We start from the raw sequence: 16,737 nt of genomic DNA on the forward strand, positions 1-16,737 counted from the left end.
TATAAATTAAAATTCACTTCACATTCGTGACGATTCTATAGTACGCATTGACGGTTAACGCATAATAGATCAGATAGATACAAGTGTAAACCCCCATGCAAATTACTACAGGTATTGCCAGATTAGTGTGCATCAAGTTGGACAATGCTGATAAGGCAACTGCGCAGTGAGCAATTCCGGCAATCAGCGGCAGGGCGAAAATAAAACCAACCTGTTTGGCGACCGTTTTGCGGATCTCCCCCTTGTTGACACCGATTTTATGCAATATCAAATACCGCCCTTTATCGGCACTCGCTTCCGTCAACTGCTTAAAATAAATGATGCTGCCGGTTGCGGCTAGAAAGACAAGCCCCAAAAATCCACCCATAAACATCATCAGTCCGAAGGCTTCCATACCCTTGGAATAAGTGTCATAGAAGCTTGAAAATTTAGCTTCGTCCGGTAAAATTTTATTCATGTCTGCAGTTAATGTTTTAGCTTTGTCTTGACCCGTAATACTGTAGACCTCAAGGGTGTTGGTTATAGCCTTCGGCTGCAGCTTATCGAATATTTCGTCACTGACGACAATCGTGATATAGACGGCACGCTGGTTCAAAACGTTGTATTTATGCATTGCCTTGAAGGTTACCTGCTGCTGCTGCTGTTTGTCCGTTAAAGTAATGGACTTGCCGACATATTCAGGCGACATCCCTTCCATATAAGACGGATCCAGCACAACAACTTCATTTCCCTGAAGTGAGAGCTTCTCGTCCCTACTCTGAGCATCGGCCAGTTGATTGAAATCATGCTCTGACAAAATGGTAAAAGCAATTTCCCCCTCATAAAATACAGATTCTAGACCGCTTATGTCCGCATTCATTTCAAGCACCGGAACAGATTGATGGTAACGAAGCTTATGATCAGCTGAGTTTGCGATCAGATCCTCTACCTTCTTAACTGAGCCGTCATCTGTAACGATAAACATCATGCTGTTAGGATTAGCCAGCTCGGTATTGCTGCGATTGTTGTAGTAGAAGCTGTAAGCTGTCCCGACAGCCGTTAATGTAGTTGCACTAAGCACTGCAATAATCGTCAACGTGCGGGCATTCCCTTTGATCCGGTAGAGCAACTGGGAGGTGCCGATGATGTTCATCCCTTTCCAATAACTCTTTTTACGAGCTCGGGATAATTTCAACATTACGACGGTCAGCGTGCTGAAGAGAAAATAGGTGCCCAGGATGACCGTAAGCAAAATTACAAGCGGTGTCATCATATATCCTAACGTCGCCCATGCCTTGGACTGGAGCAGATTCTGCAGGGCAAGCCAGTAACCGATTCCGATCAGAATCAGAGAGATTAACGCGGTGATCCAAGATACCTTCGGCTCCCGCTCATGCTCCTGGTCTGCACGAAACAGCTCGATTAATTTAAAACGGTAAATCAAGCGGTAACCCTGGAAGGATGTGATCAGGGTGATGATCATAAATACGATCACTGTATTTGTCACAGCCGATAAAGAAATTGAGAATTGATTGAGCAATTCATACCCCATCGCCTTCATCAGGATCATGACGAAAAATTGACTGAGTGCCGAACCAAGGACAATCCCGATGATCAGCGCTAATATCCCCATCAGGAAATTTTCATAAAACAGCATGCGACCGATCTGCTTTTTACGTACCCCGAGTAAGGAGTATAATCCAACTTCCTTTTTACGTTTTCTAGTGAAAAAGGAGTTTGAATACCAAATAAAAATGGCTACAAATATCATAAGTACAACGGACGCCCCGCTGAAGGCGGAACTGATTTTGGGCGAACCGTCGGAAGCCGACTGGATCGTTGTATCGTATTTCAAAGAAACAAACGTAAAGTAAATTACGATACTGAAAATCATGGATGCAAAATATAAGAAATAATTCATAAAGTTTTTTCTGATGTTTTTGCGGGCGATGCTAAACAATGTCATGATGCTCACCTCCGAGCTCTGCCAGAACCTCCATAATCTTTTGGAAAAATGTTTTTCGCTCAAAGTTCAGATTGCGTATTTCCGTAAACAACTTACCGTCATTGATAAAGATGACACGACTGCAGTAGCTAGCTGCATAGGCATCATGCGTTACCATCATAATAGTGGATTGATTGGTCTCATTTAGACGACTCAGACTCTCCAACAGGCTGGTCGCCGATTTGGAATCCAGAGCTCCGGTCGGCTCGTCCGCCAGAATCAGGCTTGGATGGGTCACAATGGCGCGAGACGCCGCTGTGCGCTGCTTCTGTCCCCCGGAAATATGGTAGGGATATTTGTCCAAAATATCTCGAATGCCGAAAGTGTCAGCAATTTCGTTTACACGTTTCTCAATCTCAGCTCCAGGCACTTTAGATAAAGCAAGAGGAAGTAGAATATTCTCTTTGACTGTCAGCGTATCGAGCAGGTTATAATCCTGAAAAATAAATCCGAGCTTATTGCGACGAAAATCCGATAGCTTTTCCTCATTCGCCCATGCGATCAATTCGCCGTCGATGATCACTTCTCCCGAGGTCGGCGTGTCGATGGTGGAGAAAATGTTAAGCAGCGTCGATTTCCCCGCTCCGGATGGACCCATAATACCGACAAACTCGCCTTCTTGAATAGTCAGATTAATCTCTTGCAGCGCTGTATATATATTTCCTTTCGTACCAAACGATTTAGTAACATCTGCAGCTTGCAAAATAGTTTTCATTAGGTCAATCTCCTTACATGCATAAGTTAACGAACACAAATGTTATGATAACTGGCGTACCTTACAGCATTTTAATCCGAACCTTACATAAACCTTAAAACATCATCACCTGGCGAAAGACCGCTGGAAAGATGAAGTGGCGTAAAGTGATACCCAAGCGTCAAAAACCCCCAGAGTTCGCAAATGAGGCGAACCCTGAGGGTTGATTGATTGATTCAATGATTAGTACACTAAAAGTCCATGATGAATGAAAAATTGAAAAATATAACCATGACGAGAAACCATCATTTTAGCATAAAACTCCTATGGCAAGTCTAGAATACAAACTTTAAATCGGGCGTAGTAGTTTGGCTATAGATGAAGTATTAATTTGGCAAATGTGAAGTAAATGACTAGTCCGGTGCCATCCACTAGCGTTGTAATAAAAGGACTCGATACAACGGCCGGGTCGGCCTTTAGCTTATGTAAAATTAATGGCAAAATGGCGGCTACGAAGGATGCCCAAAGGACGATCGTCATGGCTGCCAATGCGACCACTAGTCCAACATCCCAGTGAACCCCAAGGATATAAGCACGGCCGAAAGCAATTAATGAGATTGTAGCGCCTGTCATTAAACCTGTAATTACTTCCTTCCTGATAACCTTAAAGATGTCCTTGAAATGCACCTCGCCTACAGCTAGTGCCCGAACCAAAGTTGAGACCGTTTGGGTTCCAGTATTCCCCCCTGTTCCAATCAATAGCGGGATAAAAAATGCTAGTGCAATTACTTCAGATAATGTATCTTCATAATGTCTCAATACAGTTCCTGTATAAGCTTCCGCAACAAATAAGATTAGTAACCAAATAATACGTTTTCGATATAAACGAAACACAGATGATTTAAAATAGGGTTCATCAAGAGGCTGGCTTCCGCCCAGCTTCTGAATATCCTCGGTCGCTTCTTCATGGATGACATCAATTAAATCATCGACTGTAATGACGCCTATTAGTCGGTCTTGTTGATCAACTACGGGCAAAGCGACCAGATCATAACGAGATAACAGCTCAGCCGCTTCTTCTTGTTCCATTGAAGCCGGTACTGAGACCACATCTCCCGTTATAAGTTCCGAAAGTAATGTTTGAGGATCGTTTAAGATGATATTCTTTAATGAAACTACGCCAAGTAGCTCCCCCTTGTTTCCAATCACATATACATAGGAAGTAATCTCTGCTTTATGACCGATATTTCGAATGTGACGCAGAGTTCTCTCTAATGTCCATGCATTTCGTGCAGCAATATAGTCTACCGTTGCCAGACTGCCTGCAGTTTGTTCAGGAAAGGTCATCAATGTCCGAACCTTCTGGCTATAGCCCTCCGGAAGAAGAATGAGCAGCTTCTCTGCTTGATAACGATGGATGGCAAGCATCATGTCGGCTACGACATCACTTGACATATTGTTTAGTATTTTAGAGGTCATAGCCTCATCCAAATGATCCAGAATTCTATATTGTATTACTGGCTCTAAATATTCCAATATTTCTGCAGACATAGCAGGATCCAATATGTTGAACAGTTCGTACTGTTCCCTGCTCTTAAGCTGCTCAATGCACTCAGCCAAATCAAAAGGCCTGAACGTTTCAATATATTCTGTAATGGATTCGGTATCTTGATGATTCAGCAACTGTTTTAAGTGATCGATCTGGATCATGAATGTATACTCCTTACTGTTAAGTTGTCGCAAGAGGAATAAGAAGCGTAGCAACACTGTAATAAATGAATAAAGCTACGATGTCAGTTAATGTTGTTAATACCGGTCCAGAAGCAATCGCAGGGTCAATACTCAGCCGCTTTACAATCAACGGAAGTATAGCTCCGGTTATTGTACCGAAGAAAATAGCGATGAATAGCGCCAAGCCAATGATCGTACTAAACATCAGTGAAGAATTCAACAATAGGTTGGCTAGTACGAATGCGAACAATCCGCATACGAATCCTGTTAGTGCACCAATGCCAGCCTCTTTCCCAAGTAAATGCCAGCTGTCCTTACCAGTAACGGAGCTCATGCTTATTCGTCTAAGGGCAACAGACAATGATTGAATGCCACTATTACCTGACATTCCTAATATAACGGGGATAAAAAGCGCAAGCGTTGTGAACTGTTCCAACGAGGCTAGAAAAGGAGCCATGATTTTCGTTATCAGGAAGCCAAGCACGGTTAGTCCGACAAGCCAAGGTAGTCTTTGGCTGACAAGTCGAATTATGCCCGACGTTAGTGATAATCCACTTCTTAGTGCGGCAAAACTTCCAATACTTAGAGATATTTGTTCTTCCATCAGATCGATTACTTCATCTACCTTAATGATACCGATCATGACCCCCTCTTGATCCGTAACAGGTAGCTCCAGAAGATTGTATTTCTTGATCAAGTCAGCCGCCTGGGTCTGATCAGCTTGATCGAGGACAGAAATAATATTGGAGTTCATGAGCGTCTCCATCGCAGCATTTGATTCTGCTCGTAGTAGCTGATGTATTGTGACCCCTCCAATTAGACAACTCTCCCCATCGATAACATAGAGATGATGGTAATTATCATTCCCGCTTGATAGACTTAACTTGTTCAAGACTACTTCTACGGTATCTTTAATATTCGCAGTAAGAAATTCCGTATGCATAAGAGCACCTGTTGAGTTGACAGGATATTTCATGATCCTTTCTATATGAGCTTTAGCTTCCGGGTTCATAGCATTTAATAGTGAGAGTGATTTTGACCGGGTTATAGATTTTAAGAATGCTGCCGCTTCTACTGGAACCATTATATTAAGCATTTCAACCACATAGGCAGAATCAAGATACGTCACGGCTAACCTTCGATCTTCCCAGCCAAATTCCTGGAATGCTCCTACAAACTCATGCGGATACAGAGAATTCAGCACTTTCCCGCGATTTTTCTCACTCAGTCCTAGAAAGAATGTCGCTTGATCAGAAGCGTGTAAGCTTAAAAAAGTAGAAATAAACGGCTCCATTTCGTTGGATGCTAAATACAATCGAAGTTTATTCATCATATCGTCTGTCTGTTTCATATTTAGGTCCTTCATCCGCATTCCTTCTTTCAATAATCATAACGTACAATTGCTTCAAATTATTTTGGCATATTGCAGTGCATCATATTCAATATTTATCAGAACATGAAGGGGTTATGAAAAAGTTAATTCTCTCCGATTACGACGTAGATCGAATCCGAATACACATACGGAATATTAGAACTCGATAATTACTGATATGTACATGTAGTACCTCTATTTTGTTGAATTTTTAGTCTTTTTCCTGGCGTCGGTAAGAGTTATATCTTGATATATTAAGAAGAATTCCGGTGCTTGCTAAGCATAAGATAAGTGAAGAACCCCCATAACTAACTAACGGCAGCGGTAAGCCGGTGATCGGCAAGCAGCCAGTAACACCTCCAATATTCAGAACGATCTGAATAAAGATCATCATAACGATGCCTACCCCTAACAAGAGGCCGAAAGAATCATCGCAGCGAATCGCTGTGGTATAACCCCTCCATATAAAAATAAAGAAAACAAACATAAGCAGGGACGTTCCAATAAATCCCAATTCTTCGCCGATCACAGCAAAAATAAAATCGGTGTGTGCTTCCGGCAAATAAAAAAGCTTCTGGATACTTCCACCTAGACCAGTTCCCGAGAGACCGCCATGCCCTAATGCATAGAGCGATTGAATAAGTTGGTAGTCCGAGCTCTGGGGATTGCTCATCGGATTCAGGAATGTAGTGATCCGCTGCAGTCGATAACTTTGGCTTACAGCCAGATAGACAAATATCGGGATAAGTATCAAGCTAAGCAGAAATAAATGACGAAGATCAACCCCACCGACGACAAGGATCGTTAAGGCAATAAAGAACAATATTAATACCGTACCAAAGTCTGGCTGTTTCATAACAAGCAACAAGACCAGTCCAACAACCGCCAGAATCGGTAGCAATCCTCTCCTGAAGTTGCGGATATTTTCACCTTTTCTGCTTACTAAGTTTGCCATGTACAAAATAATGCTTAACTTGGCGAACTCAGCAGGTTGTAAATTAATGCCGCCCAGTACAAACCAACGCCTCGCGCCGTTGATATCGTTTCCTGCAAATAATACAAGCACAAGTGTAATAATGGATAAGATCAACAGAACTGGAGTTGCCTTTTTCCACCAAGTATATGGAATACACATAAAAATGAGCATCACAAATAGTCCAATGAGCGCAAATACGCCTTGTTTCATGACGTAATGCCACGGACTGTTGTGTTTGATTATAGCTATTGATGAACTTGCACTAAAAATCATGATCAAGCCAAATCCTACTAAAAAAACGGTTACGAACAGAAGTAAGAAATCTGGGCGGCCTCGAGTTTTGCTGCTCAACTATAATGACCTCCATCCGCCGCATATTTTGTTATTCAAGATCGAGCTTGCCGTGATACTCTTTCTTGGTAACTAGCTCTAATTTATCGTTTTGCAATTCATAGATATCCAGTCCACTCCCTGCTGCCCCAAGTGACCAGCCAAGAGCAAGCTCGGGTATACCATCATGATTGAGGTCGGCAAACGCTGCATACTCCAATCCATAACCATAGCCGTTAACTTCAGATACAATTCGCCACTTATTGTCTTGCTGCTTGAACAACGCCGCCTTCAATACTTTCCCGGAAGCTTTACTTTCTTCGTACACGATCACGGCTTCATCAATACCGTCACCGTCCATGTCTCCGAAAGTAACGTCCTGCCCCTCTTTACTCTGCATAGGTACTATTAGTTTTACTTGATCGGGGAGCAATTTAATTAGCTCATGACTGACAGTACCACTTTCCAAGCTGTTAGAGGATACAGGGGGCTTAATCATATCTATAGGCGTAGCCGGAATTCCGCATCCACCGAGGACCAATAATATCGTTAGCATAATTCCTGTTCGTCCCAGTTTATTAAGCATATGGCGATCATCTCCCCCGCATGTCCAATATATTAAAGGCTATGCAGCTTGAAGTGGTTATGAAATAGTTAATATTTCTATATCAGCGAAGCTAATGCTCTGTCCCAGGTAATCTGATTGATCGCTCCCTTATAATATTTCACTATTGCACACGATTCGCCGGTATTCATCCGGAGTATAACCTACGACTGCTTTAAAATCTCTTATAAAATGGGATTGGTCGTGGTAGCCTAGCTCCATCCCAAGCTGTGACAGATCAATCAACGTCCGGCGGTCTATCATCTCAGCAGCATTCTGCAAGCGATACAGTCGAATCACCCACTTTGGGCTGATGCCAACGTATTGATCAAATAGACGCTGAAGCTTGCGGATATGGATTTGAAAATGCTCGCATACCGCATCTACCTTAGATAAATCCTTCTCCTCTGCGATATAATCAATGATCCGGTTGATCTGAAGCACCTGCTCGTCCTGCAGCGGAAGCTTGGACAAGAGTAGCTTATCCATGACTGCGGCCATAGCCTGTTCATCGCTTAGAGAGAGGATCTTCTCTTCCAGTTTCAAGCCGCTCGTATCGAGAATGCCACTAACTTCAAGCGGACGATTTATCAAACTGGAGATAGGATGCTTCAGGAATGGATAGAAACCTCCAGGCTTGAATTTGACCCCAAAGACGAGACCTTGCCCATAGATAGGATACGTGAATTTCTGAGTCGAAGGAGCATAGATCAGCGTCTTTCCTGGCTCTACAACCAAGTTAACGCAAGGATTCGGGACGACATGCTGCAAGAATGGTTCTTCGTCCCGGCTTTCCCAGCTGACAATCCAGTAATGTTTAACAAAATAACTTAGCGCTTCCGCGGCGGGATAACGAGACAAGTTAAACCTCTTCTCTCCCCTCTGCAGGTTTAGAACTCCCATACTCGGCTTTTGGGTATTGGCGGGCATGATCAATCAACTCCTGTCTCCTATCAAGAACATTTGTTCTTGTCGTGTTTTTACAATACACTCGTGCCACTTGCGAGGTATCATAATTTTAGCATGAAATTCCTGAATACAGGAGTTTGGCAAACTTCCCCAAACGGGATATCTACCAATAAGGAGTGTGGCAATATGACAAGCTTAAAATATGAATTTTATATCGGAGCGGAGCCGGAGAATGTATGGAAAGTGCTAGTAGAACCAGAGGGAACACGGAAAACTTTTTTCAACTGCGTACTTCAATCCAGTTTTAAGGCCGGAGAGCCCTTCTCCTACATCGGACCTGGGGCTGACGGTGATGAGACGGTGCATGTATACGGAGATATCCTAGCCTATGAACCGAGCAAGACGTTAAGCTATATTGAGCATCCGGGCCCTTCTTATCGAGAAAATCACCAGGAACTGACCTCGCGTGTGACCTTCAGCTTGGATACAGTAGGCAAATGTACGAAGCTTACACTTATCAATGACCAATGGTCGGACAACCATCCCTCCTTGCAGAATGCCGAGTCTCATTGGTGGATGATACTGAGTAATATCAAGACCGTCGCTGAAAGTGGAAATCCACTCGATTTCGGCTGGTAAGAGCAAAAGCGCTTGGGCTTTATTGTAGAATTAAATAGAGGATGTCCGATCCCGAAGGGAATAGGGCATCCTCCTTTCTTTTGTTAAGAATACGAATTACTAATCTATCGTTCCGATCGATTTAAAGTGGGGCTCGCTGTCGGTACTAAGACCTGCTTCCTCCCGCAATGCGATCAGCGCCTCCTTTAAGTCCTCCTGCTTCACATAGACGAAGGGACTCTTCCAGAGACTATCCATATTCAAGGTTTGTATTTGATTCGGCTTCAAGCTGCTGAAATTCAAGATCCCTTGGCGGATTAGCGATTCGGGAATATCTGAGGTAACATGATCACCGATAATATCCAATATCGTCCCCCATTGGCTTATTCCACTGAGTTCCCCCAATTTCTCCAGAATCTGCTTGATCACCTTTTGCTGCCGCTCATTTCGGGCAAAATCGGAAGATTCCTGCGTGCCTTGATTGGACTTCCGATACCTGACATAGTCAAGAACCTGTGAGCCATCGAGCTTCTGTAGTCCTTTTCGTAAATCAATATTCGTTCCGTCCGCGGTGTCCCTGTACTTCATATCCATTTCGACATCGATCTGCAATCCCCCTAACGCATCCACCGTCTTACGCAGGGCATCAAAATCCACCACCACCATATAATCAATCGGCAGATCCAACAGTTCACTGTAAAATTGCTTCGTATTCGGTATAGCTGTGGATTTGTCCTTGTTATAGTAATAGGCGTAATAATAATTTGCTTTGCGGGAGCGGGCGAACTCGGACTTGATCAATAGATCGCGCGGCAGAGATAAGAGCTTTGCAGAGCGCGTATCCGGGTTGTAGCTAACGAACATTAGCACATCCGTATTCACCGTCCCTCCACTGCCATCCCTACTATCGACTCCTGCCAGCAAGATGATCATCGGTTTAAGATGCGGAGCGGGGACTTGTTGCTCGGCATTATTTTCTTCACCTGGCGGGGATGATTGATACGTCTGAGTTGAAATTTCTGGGGAAGCAATGCGATGAATAGTGGCCTCCGCCTTATAATATAAATACCCCACGCAAATGCAGATGCCAAGTATGAGGATAGCTGACACCATACCTACTATTTTTAGAACTTTATGCTTACTCTTGTTTTTGTTTGTGCTTTTGGTTTTGCTTCTACTATTATTGTTACTGACCGCCATATCTCGCTCCCCTCACCTTCCTTACCATACCCTCGTACAGATCAAGGCCAGCGTTCAAGGATCTACGGGCCAGGGACCAACGCTGGAACAACTGTTTCACTAGAATTGCGCTCAATACACCCAGGAGAGCCCCGGTGATAACATCGAATGGGAAATGGACGCCGTTCCATATACGGGAAAATGAGATCAACCCGGCAAGCAGCAGCCAAGCGGTTCCGTCCTTCCTACGATACAAGAAAATAGCGGTAGCAATAACAAAGGAACCTATTGAATGATCACTTGGAAATGAGGCATTCGCAGCATGCTCAATTAATGGCTGGAAGGCATATTGAATAAACGGTCTATCCCGATAGAAGAAATGAGAAATAACATTTCCTATTCCAAATGCTGCACAGGCGGCGGAGAGTGCGACAAGGACCATTTTCTTGTTCTCTCGTCCGCGGCTGAACCAATAGATGATGATTCCTAGGTAAAAGAGATATTCTGCTTTTTCCGACAATACGCGCATTGCTGGATTCAATGCCGGCAGGGATAACGCGAATTGATGAATGGCTTCAAAAATGGAATGATCGAATTGAGAAAAGTTCAACATAAAAACCTTCTTCCTGATGTGCGATATAGTCTATTACGATCTTGCCTATAAAAAGTTCAGTTAGAAATGGGTTCTTCCTCTCCGTGAATGTGGACGCTTAGCACCAAGCCGATGGCAATCATATTGCTAAGTAGCGAACTGCCGCCATAACTGATAAATGGCAACGAAATTCCCGTAAGCGGAACCAAACCGATTAGCATCCCAATATTGACAAAAATCTGGAATACGAGCATACCGATAATGCCGACGACAATATAAGCTCCAGCGAGGTCTCTGCTATCCATCACAATTTGAACCATGCGATAGATCAGCATGAAATAGAGAATTAGGAGTACGGCTGAGCCAATAAATCCGTAATTCTCCCCGATGACGACGTAGATGGAATCGGAATAGGCATAAGGAATATAACCCATCTGCAAATAATAGCCGTCACCGCCGGTTAATCCTCCTGAGCCGATCGCCCGCATTGCATTTTTGACATGCCATGATTTGTCTGGATCGCTTGCAGGATCAAGAAAGGTCTGAATTCTGGCCATTTGATGCGGTTCTACGAATTTGGCGAGCAAGTCATGGTTCGCATAATAGAGCCACAGGACTGTACCGATCATCGTGATTACGATACCAAGGAATACAATCATATAGACCAGACGGATATTACCCATCCACAGCATGCTGAGCAGTACCCCGACGAATACCAGTGCAGTGCCCAGATCCGGCTGCTGCATAATGAGCATAATAGGAACCATAAAGACCAGGCAAATCGGAAGCAGATCACGGATTGGACGAAGTGCTTCCCCCTCACGCCTGCCAAGCATTTGGGCAACGAGCAGGATGGTAAATATCTTGACGATCTCCGAGGGCTGCAGCTGAAAACTACCGATATTCAACCATCGTACAGCACCATTGATATTCTCGCCGGTGAACTTGACCAGAATTAGCAATCCGATGCCCAGGCCATAGAAGAGATAGAGCCATTTGCCGAGCAGAATCTTATAATCAAACCAAGCAAGAGCCAGCATCGGGATGCAGAAGGCAATGAACAGATATATGTTACTGATATGAAGCCCTTCTAGCTTCGTCTCGTGGGTCGCCCCGTAGATCGAGATTGTTCCACAGGCAACCAGGCATAACAGAATGAACAGTGTGTATTTATCCAGCTTCATAATTTTGCGTTTAAACATGTATAGTACGACCTCAATCCTCTAACATACGAAAAATGCTAAAAATAGGCATCACAAATAGTCCAATGAGCGCTCATACGCCTTGTGCAGACGCAGTGCCCCGGACTATCTGATGGATCATAACAATCGGAGATATATTGTCCGATACTAGACCCTTATATGAAATTTGCGTCCCAATCAATTACTCAAGATCAAGCTTGCCGTGATACTCCTTCTTCTTTACGAGTTCTAATTGCTCATTTTTCAATTCATAAATATCCAGCCCATTGCCAGCCGCTCCTAATGACCAGCCGAGCGCAAGCTCCAGTCTACCATCGTGATTAATATCCGGGAACCCAGCATATTCAAGCCCATACCCAAAGCCCTTAATCTCGGATACGATTCGCCACGTATTATCTTGCTGCTTGAATAATGCAGCCTTCAATGCTTTTCCCGATGCCCTGTTCTCTTCGTATACGACGACAGCTTCATTTATTCCATCGCCATCCATATCTCCGAAGGAGATATCCTGTCCCTGTTCACCCTGCATAGGTACTATTAATTTCGCCTGGTCGGGCAGCAGCTTCATTAGCTCTTGACTGATATTGTCCCGCTGGAGACTGCTAACAGATGCAGGTGGCTTAATCATATCGATAGGCGTTGCCGGAATGCCGCAACCTCCGAGCAGCAATAACATCGTAACCAGGATTCCTATCCGATTCAGTCTCTGAAGCATGTTCATGATCATCCCCCTGACTGTTCAAGGTTAGTATCTATTTTAATCGCAGATGACCTGCAAGTGGTTATGAAAAAGTTAAATTTTATTCATTCAACCTTCTGAGCGCTGAAAACCGACCTGTATGAACCTATAGGCAGGAAAATATGAACCTTCGTTCCCTTTCCTACCGTACTGCTGATTCGTAATTCTCCGTGATGCAATTGAATGATTTGTTCGGATATTGCCAGGCCAAGTCCGCTGCCTGCGGCATGCTGATCCGCTTTATAGAATTTGTGAAGGACATTCGCCAACTTATCCTCAGCGATCCCTGCCCCTGTATCCTCAACACATATAACAGCATTACCTTGATTCCGATATGCCCGGATTACGATTCTACCGCGAGGATCGGTATATTTAAGTGAATTATCAAGCAGATTGATCAAGACCTGCTTAAGCCGGTTCACATCAGCTTGAACATGGGGAAGTTTTTCTATCACTTCTACATCTAGCGCCACCCCTTGCCTAACTGCTCTTGGGCTGAGTTGGCTGGCGATCTGCCGAATCAATTGCTCGAGATCAACAGAGGCAAATTGGAGAGTGATTCTTCCGTTATCCAATTTTGAGAAGTCAAGCAATTCATCCACCAAATGAGTTAATCGGTCGCTCTCCGCCTCAATGATATCGAGTCCTTCGTGAACAAGCTGCTGGTTGTCCCGCCCATTTGCTTTGAGAGTAATAACCCAGCCTTTGATAGAGGTAAGCGGTGTTCTTAATTCATGAGAGATGGAAGAGATAAAATCATTCTTCAGCTCTTCACTCTTTAAAATTCTCGAGGCCATCATATTCAGCGTCTCCGCCAAGGAACCGAGCTCATCCCGGTATCGCTTGCGTACGCGGATGCTGAAATCCCCTTCAGTCATCAGGTCCGCTGCATGCTTGAGATCCTTGATCGATCTTGTAATCGTCCAGGACAGCAGCAATCCGAGCGCAGTGACAATGGAAATGACAAGTAGGCCGACAGTGATCAGAATAACAGTGATCTGGTGGATCGTATGCAGCGTTGCAGTCAAGGAAGTAACGAATCTGACCTCGCCCAGCGTGACGCCGTCTTCAAGCGCTTGTAAAGGATAGGATACCGCTAATACCGGCTCATTCGTTACCGGGTCCTTTCCCTTCCATATTCCAGGTACGCCAGAGATAGCGGTCTGTACATCCGGATATTCCTTCATAGAGAGGCCCCCCTGAACACCGTTGGAATCTTGCAATAGCTGGCCAGATGGGGTAATAATCTGTACCTGGGCTTCGGAATTGTGCGCGAACCCACTTAATAGACGCTCCGACTGCGTCGCCAGATCCTCTCCCGCGAAATACTGCTGATAAAAAGAAGCTGATAGTTCAGCCTGATTCATCAAGATCCGCTCGACATTATGAAAATAATAAAACCTCACCGAAGCGATCAAGAAGATTTCAAGAATCAGCACGGTGAGGCAGATCACGACCATATAGCTTCCCACGAGCCTTTTTTGTATGCTCATGCTTCTTATCCGTCCTTCCTCCAGCGGTATCCGAGTCCCCACACCGTCTCAATCCACTGTGGATTGGAGCAGTCATCCTCAACCTTCTCACGGAGCTTGCGCACATGCACATCCACCGTCTTCGGATCACCGACGAAATCCTCACCCCAGACGAGATTCAACAATTCATTACGGGATAGTGCCGTGTCGGGATGATCCAAAAAGGTTCGAAGCATCTGGAATTCCTTCGGTGTCAGCTCAATAACTTGATCATTCTTGAACGCTTTATTGGAATTCATATCGATGCGGATCGGACCGGACTCCAGAATATGCCGCAACGAAGTCTGACGGTTGTCCGTACGCCTTAGTATGGCATGAATACGAGCGACAAGCTCGAGCGGGTTAAATGGCTTGACGATATAATCATCGGCCCCGATCTCCAGTCCTTTGATCTTGTCCAGATCTTGCCCGCGCGCGGTTAAGAATACAATAATGACAGAGGGATCCTTCTCCCTAATTCGTCTGCAGATCTCAAATCCATCGGTATCCGGCAGCATGATATCCAGAATGATCACATTCGGTTGATGCGAAGAATAACACTCTATGGCCGACTCGCCATCCGCAGCTTCATATACGGTAAATCCATTATGAGATAAATTAATTGAAATAAAGCGTCTGATATGATCATCATCTTCACAGACCAATACTTGATTACGCGCTATAGTATCCAAGATTTTGCACCTCCCAACCGTGGATGCGTTAACGATAAAGTGGATATTACTCGAAATTGCAGATGTTGTCAAAAATCGTAGAACTCAAATAGTCCAAACCCAGACAAGGCTTGGACTTGATCACTTAGCATTATATCTTATAACGACAACCCATCTTCTAGTAGGGTTAAAGATTCATCCAGGAGCTTTGCGAAATCTGCTTCAGGGTGCTCAGCACAATATAGCATCACTGAAAAATTAACTCCCATAATAGCACCGGCTAGCGTTCGGATTGCTAAATCGTCCTGCTTGCGTCCCATTCTTCTGGCAATAATTTCAGTAAACATCTGCATCGTTTGATTCCAATTTTTTAATGATGCTGCCCGTAGAGGCGGCACACTCATGATTAGCTGGTTGCGTTCATATACAGTCTTTAATTCATCTTGAGACAAACGGGCCATTATTGATGTCATTGCTCTACGCAAAGCTTGAAGCGGGCTAAGTTCAGGAGGCTGCTTATCAAAGGCAGAGATAAGAAGGGGATCATAATTATCAGAAATAACCACATCCTCTTTGGTTGCAAAATACCGAAAAAAAGTACTCGGTGATATCTCTGCCGCCTCGGAAATTTGCTCCACCGTAGTTTCTTGGTAGCCAAGTTCTTTAAAAAGTCGAAACGCATGCATCTGAACTGTGGCCATCGTTTTGGCCTTTTTGCGCTCTCGCAATCCAATGGTTTTCTGGTTACTTACTGGCATCTTGCTCACTCTCCAAAGGTTTTTTGCTCGAAGCATATTGAAGACCATCCGCAATGGACTTGTTCAATCGTCAGTATAGATAAGTTTAGCATGTTTCTAGAAAAGTAGGCAAGCTAGCAAACTTACAGGTCCCTTCGAACAATACCAGCCCATCCCGCGCAGCTTCCTGCTACGAATAGCCCCAATGCACCGGATACAGATATTACAGGTAGCCCCTCTCCTACACTTAGGGTGGCTGCATCAAACAATTGAAACAAGTTAGCCTTGGCCATCCACATGAAGCTTTTATTCATACCAGAGAGTATGTTGAATAAGAACATAATGGCTACGATACCAATCCCAATCGACAAGGCTCCTCGTTCTGAGTTCAGCCATGGCGATATTGCAAATCCAACTCCCATAAAAGCGAGTGAGGTCAATAGTCCTGCCAACATTATATTTATTACTGCCCAGGGTGTATTGAGCATACCGAGAGATTTCCCGATCAGTAAGACGATTCCTGTAGATACTGCAGCAATAATGATCACTTGAGAAATGTGTGCTAGCCATTTAGCCCAATAAATAGATGTTCGGCTATAAGGGAGTGTAAATAAGAACTCCACGCTATGACGATCCCGTTCTTTAACAATGGAGCCGATAGCCCAGCTCATAGAGAAAAATCCTAGGAGAAGCAAGAAAAACGTAAACGGTTGTCCGGATACCCATCCTTCAAAAGTGGAAAGATTCTCGGCGAAGCTCGCCAATCGCCCGTCACTTTCCAAATATGACTTGGAGGCTGCCGCCGGGATGGCCTGAAGAAGCCCTACGAAAAGTAAAGCAATCCAGAAACTTCTTCTATTCTGGGCCAACTCGTAACGGATCATTTTA

Annotated in this window: 16 protein-coding genes; 1 reads left to right on the forward strand and 15 read right to left on the reverse strand. The window is 44.2% G+C overall.

Annotated elements, in window-relative coordinates:
* Positions 1 to 13: 13 nt before the first annotated feature.
* The 7 genes from EI981_RS15260 to EI981_RS15290 all read right to left on the reverse strand — a co-directional run bounded on the left by EI981_RS15260 (position 14) and on the right by EI981_RS15290 (position 8,621).
* Complete coding sequence (locus tag EI981_RS15260; RefSeq protein WP_126999526.1) at positions 14 to 1,945, reverse strand: ABC transporter permease; 1,932 nt, start codon at positions 1,943 to 1,945, stop codon at positions 14 to 16.
* Positions 1,932 to 2,699: an ABC transporter ATP-binding protein gene (locus EI981_RS15265; RefSeq protein WP_126999528.1), complete on the reverse strand. Its 768-nt coding sequence runs from the start codon at positions 2,697 to 2,699 to the stop codon at positions 1,932 to 1,934. Before EI981_RS15265 ends, EI981_RS15260 begins: the two co-directional genes overlap by 14 nt.
* Before the next feature lie 351 nt (positions 2,700 to 3,050).
* Positions 3,051 to 4,388 carry a magnesium transporter gene (gene mgtE, locus EI981_RS15270; protein ID WP_126999530.1) on the reverse strand — a complete coding sequence of 446 codons (1,338 nt, stop codon included), beginning with the start codon at positions 4,386 to 4,388 and terminating at the stop codon, positions 3,051 to 3,053.
* 19 nt (positions 4,389 to 4,407) lie between these two features.
* Complete coding sequence (gene mgtE, locus EI981_RS15275) at positions 4,408 to 5,775, reverse strand: magnesium transporter (protein ID WP_162616186.1); 1,368 nt, start codon at positions 5,773 to 5,775, stop codon at positions 4,408 to 4,410.
* A 217-nt stretch (positions 5,776 to 5,992) separates the two neighbouring features.
* Positions 5,993 to 7,108, reverse strand: a complete 1,116-nt coding sequence (gene ftsW, locus EI981_RS15280) for a putative lipid II flippase FtsW (protein WP_126999534.1) — start codon at positions 7,106 to 7,108, stop codon at positions 5,993 to 5,995.
* 31 nt (positions 7,109 to 7,139) lie between these two features.
* A complete protein-coding gene (locus EI981_RS15285) occupies positions 7,140 to 7,673 on the reverse strand; it encodes an FG-GAP repeat domain-containing protein (RefSeq protein ID WP_126999536.1) in 534 nt (177 codons plus the stop codon).
* Between the two features lie 129 nt (positions 7,674 to 7,802).
* Positions 7,803 to 8,621, reverse strand: a complete 819-nt coding sequence (locus EI981_RS15290) for a helix-turn-helix domain-containing protein (RefSeq protein WP_126999539.1) — start codon at positions 8,619 to 8,621, stop codon at positions 7,803 to 7,805.
* A 165-nt stretch (positions 8,622 to 8,786) separates the two neighbouring features.
* Here EI981_RS15290 and EI981_RS15295 point away from each other — a divergent pair, with 165 nt between their 5' ends.
* Positions 8,787 to 9,239: an SRPBCC domain-containing protein gene (locus EI981_RS15295; RefSeq protein ID WP_126999541.1), complete on the forward strand. Its 453-nt coding sequence runs from the start codon at positions 8,787 to 8,789 to the stop codon at positions 9,237 to 9,239.
* Between the two features lie 99 nt (positions 9,240 to 9,338).
* Here EI981_RS15295 and EI981_RS15300 read toward each other — a convergent pair whose 3' ends face one another.
* The 8 genes from EI981_RS15300 to EI981_RS15335 form a co-directional block, all read right to left on the reverse strand.
* The gene (locus EI981_RS15300) at positions 9,339 to 10,331 is read right to left on the reverse strand and encodes an LCP family protein (protein WP_162616187.1); all 993 of its coding nucleotides are present in this window, start codon (positions 10,329 to 10,331) and stop codon (positions 9,339 to 9,341) included.
* 73 nt (positions 10,332 to 10,404) lie between these two features.
* Complete coding sequence (locus EI981_RS15305) at positions 10,405 to 11,010, reverse strand: undecaprenyl-diphosphatase (protein ID WP_126999545.1); 606 nt, start codon at positions 11,008 to 11,010, stop codon at positions 10,405 to 10,407.
* 56 nt (positions 11,011 to 11,066) lie between these two features.
* Positions 11,067 to 12,191: an FtsW/RodA/SpoVE family cell cycle protein gene (locus EI981_RS15310; protein ID WP_126999547.1), complete on the reverse strand. Its 1,125-nt coding sequence runs from the start codon at positions 12,189 to 12,191 to the stop codon at positions 11,067 to 11,069.
* Between the two features lie 181 nt (positions 12,192 to 12,372).
* Complete coding sequence (locus EI981_RS15315; RefSeq protein ID WP_227011448.1) at positions 12,373 to 12,912, reverse strand: hypothetical protein; 540 nt, start codon at positions 12,910 to 12,912, stop codon at positions 12,373 to 12,375.
* An 83-nt stretch (positions 12,913 to 12,995) separates the two neighbouring features.
* A complete protein-coding gene (locus EI981_RS15320; RefSeq protein ID WP_126999549.1) occupies positions 12,996 to 14,423 on the reverse strand; it encodes a sensor histidine kinase in 1,428 nt (475 codons plus the stop codon).
* A gap of 5 nt (positions 14,424 to 14,428) precedes the next feature.
* Positions 14,429 to 15,133: a response regulator transcription factor gene (locus EI981_RS15325; protein ID WP_126999551.1), complete on the reverse strand. Its 705-nt coding sequence runs from the start codon at positions 15,131 to 15,133 to the stop codon at positions 14,429 to 14,431.
* Positions 15,134 to 15,270: 137 nt separating this feature from the next.
* Positions 15,271 to 15,870 carry an acyl-CoA-like ligand-binding transcription factor gene (locus EI981_RS15330; RefSeq protein WP_126999553.1) on the reverse strand — a complete coding sequence of 200 codons (600 nt, stop codon included), beginning with the start codon at positions 15,868 to 15,870 and terminating at the stop codon, positions 15,271 to 15,273.
* Between the two features lie 122 nt (positions 15,871 to 15,992).
* A complete protein-coding gene (locus tag EI981_RS15335) occupies positions 15,993 to 16,733 on the reverse strand; it encodes an ABC transporter permease subunit (protein WP_227011909.1) in 741 nt (246 codons plus the stop codon).
* Between the last annotated feature and the right edge of the window lie 4 nt (positions 16,734 to 16,737).

The organism is Paenibacillus lutimineralis (assembly GCF_003991425.1).
GTDB lineage: Bacteria > Bacillota > Bacilli > Paenibacillales > Paenibacillaceae > Fontibacillus > Fontibacillus lutimineralis.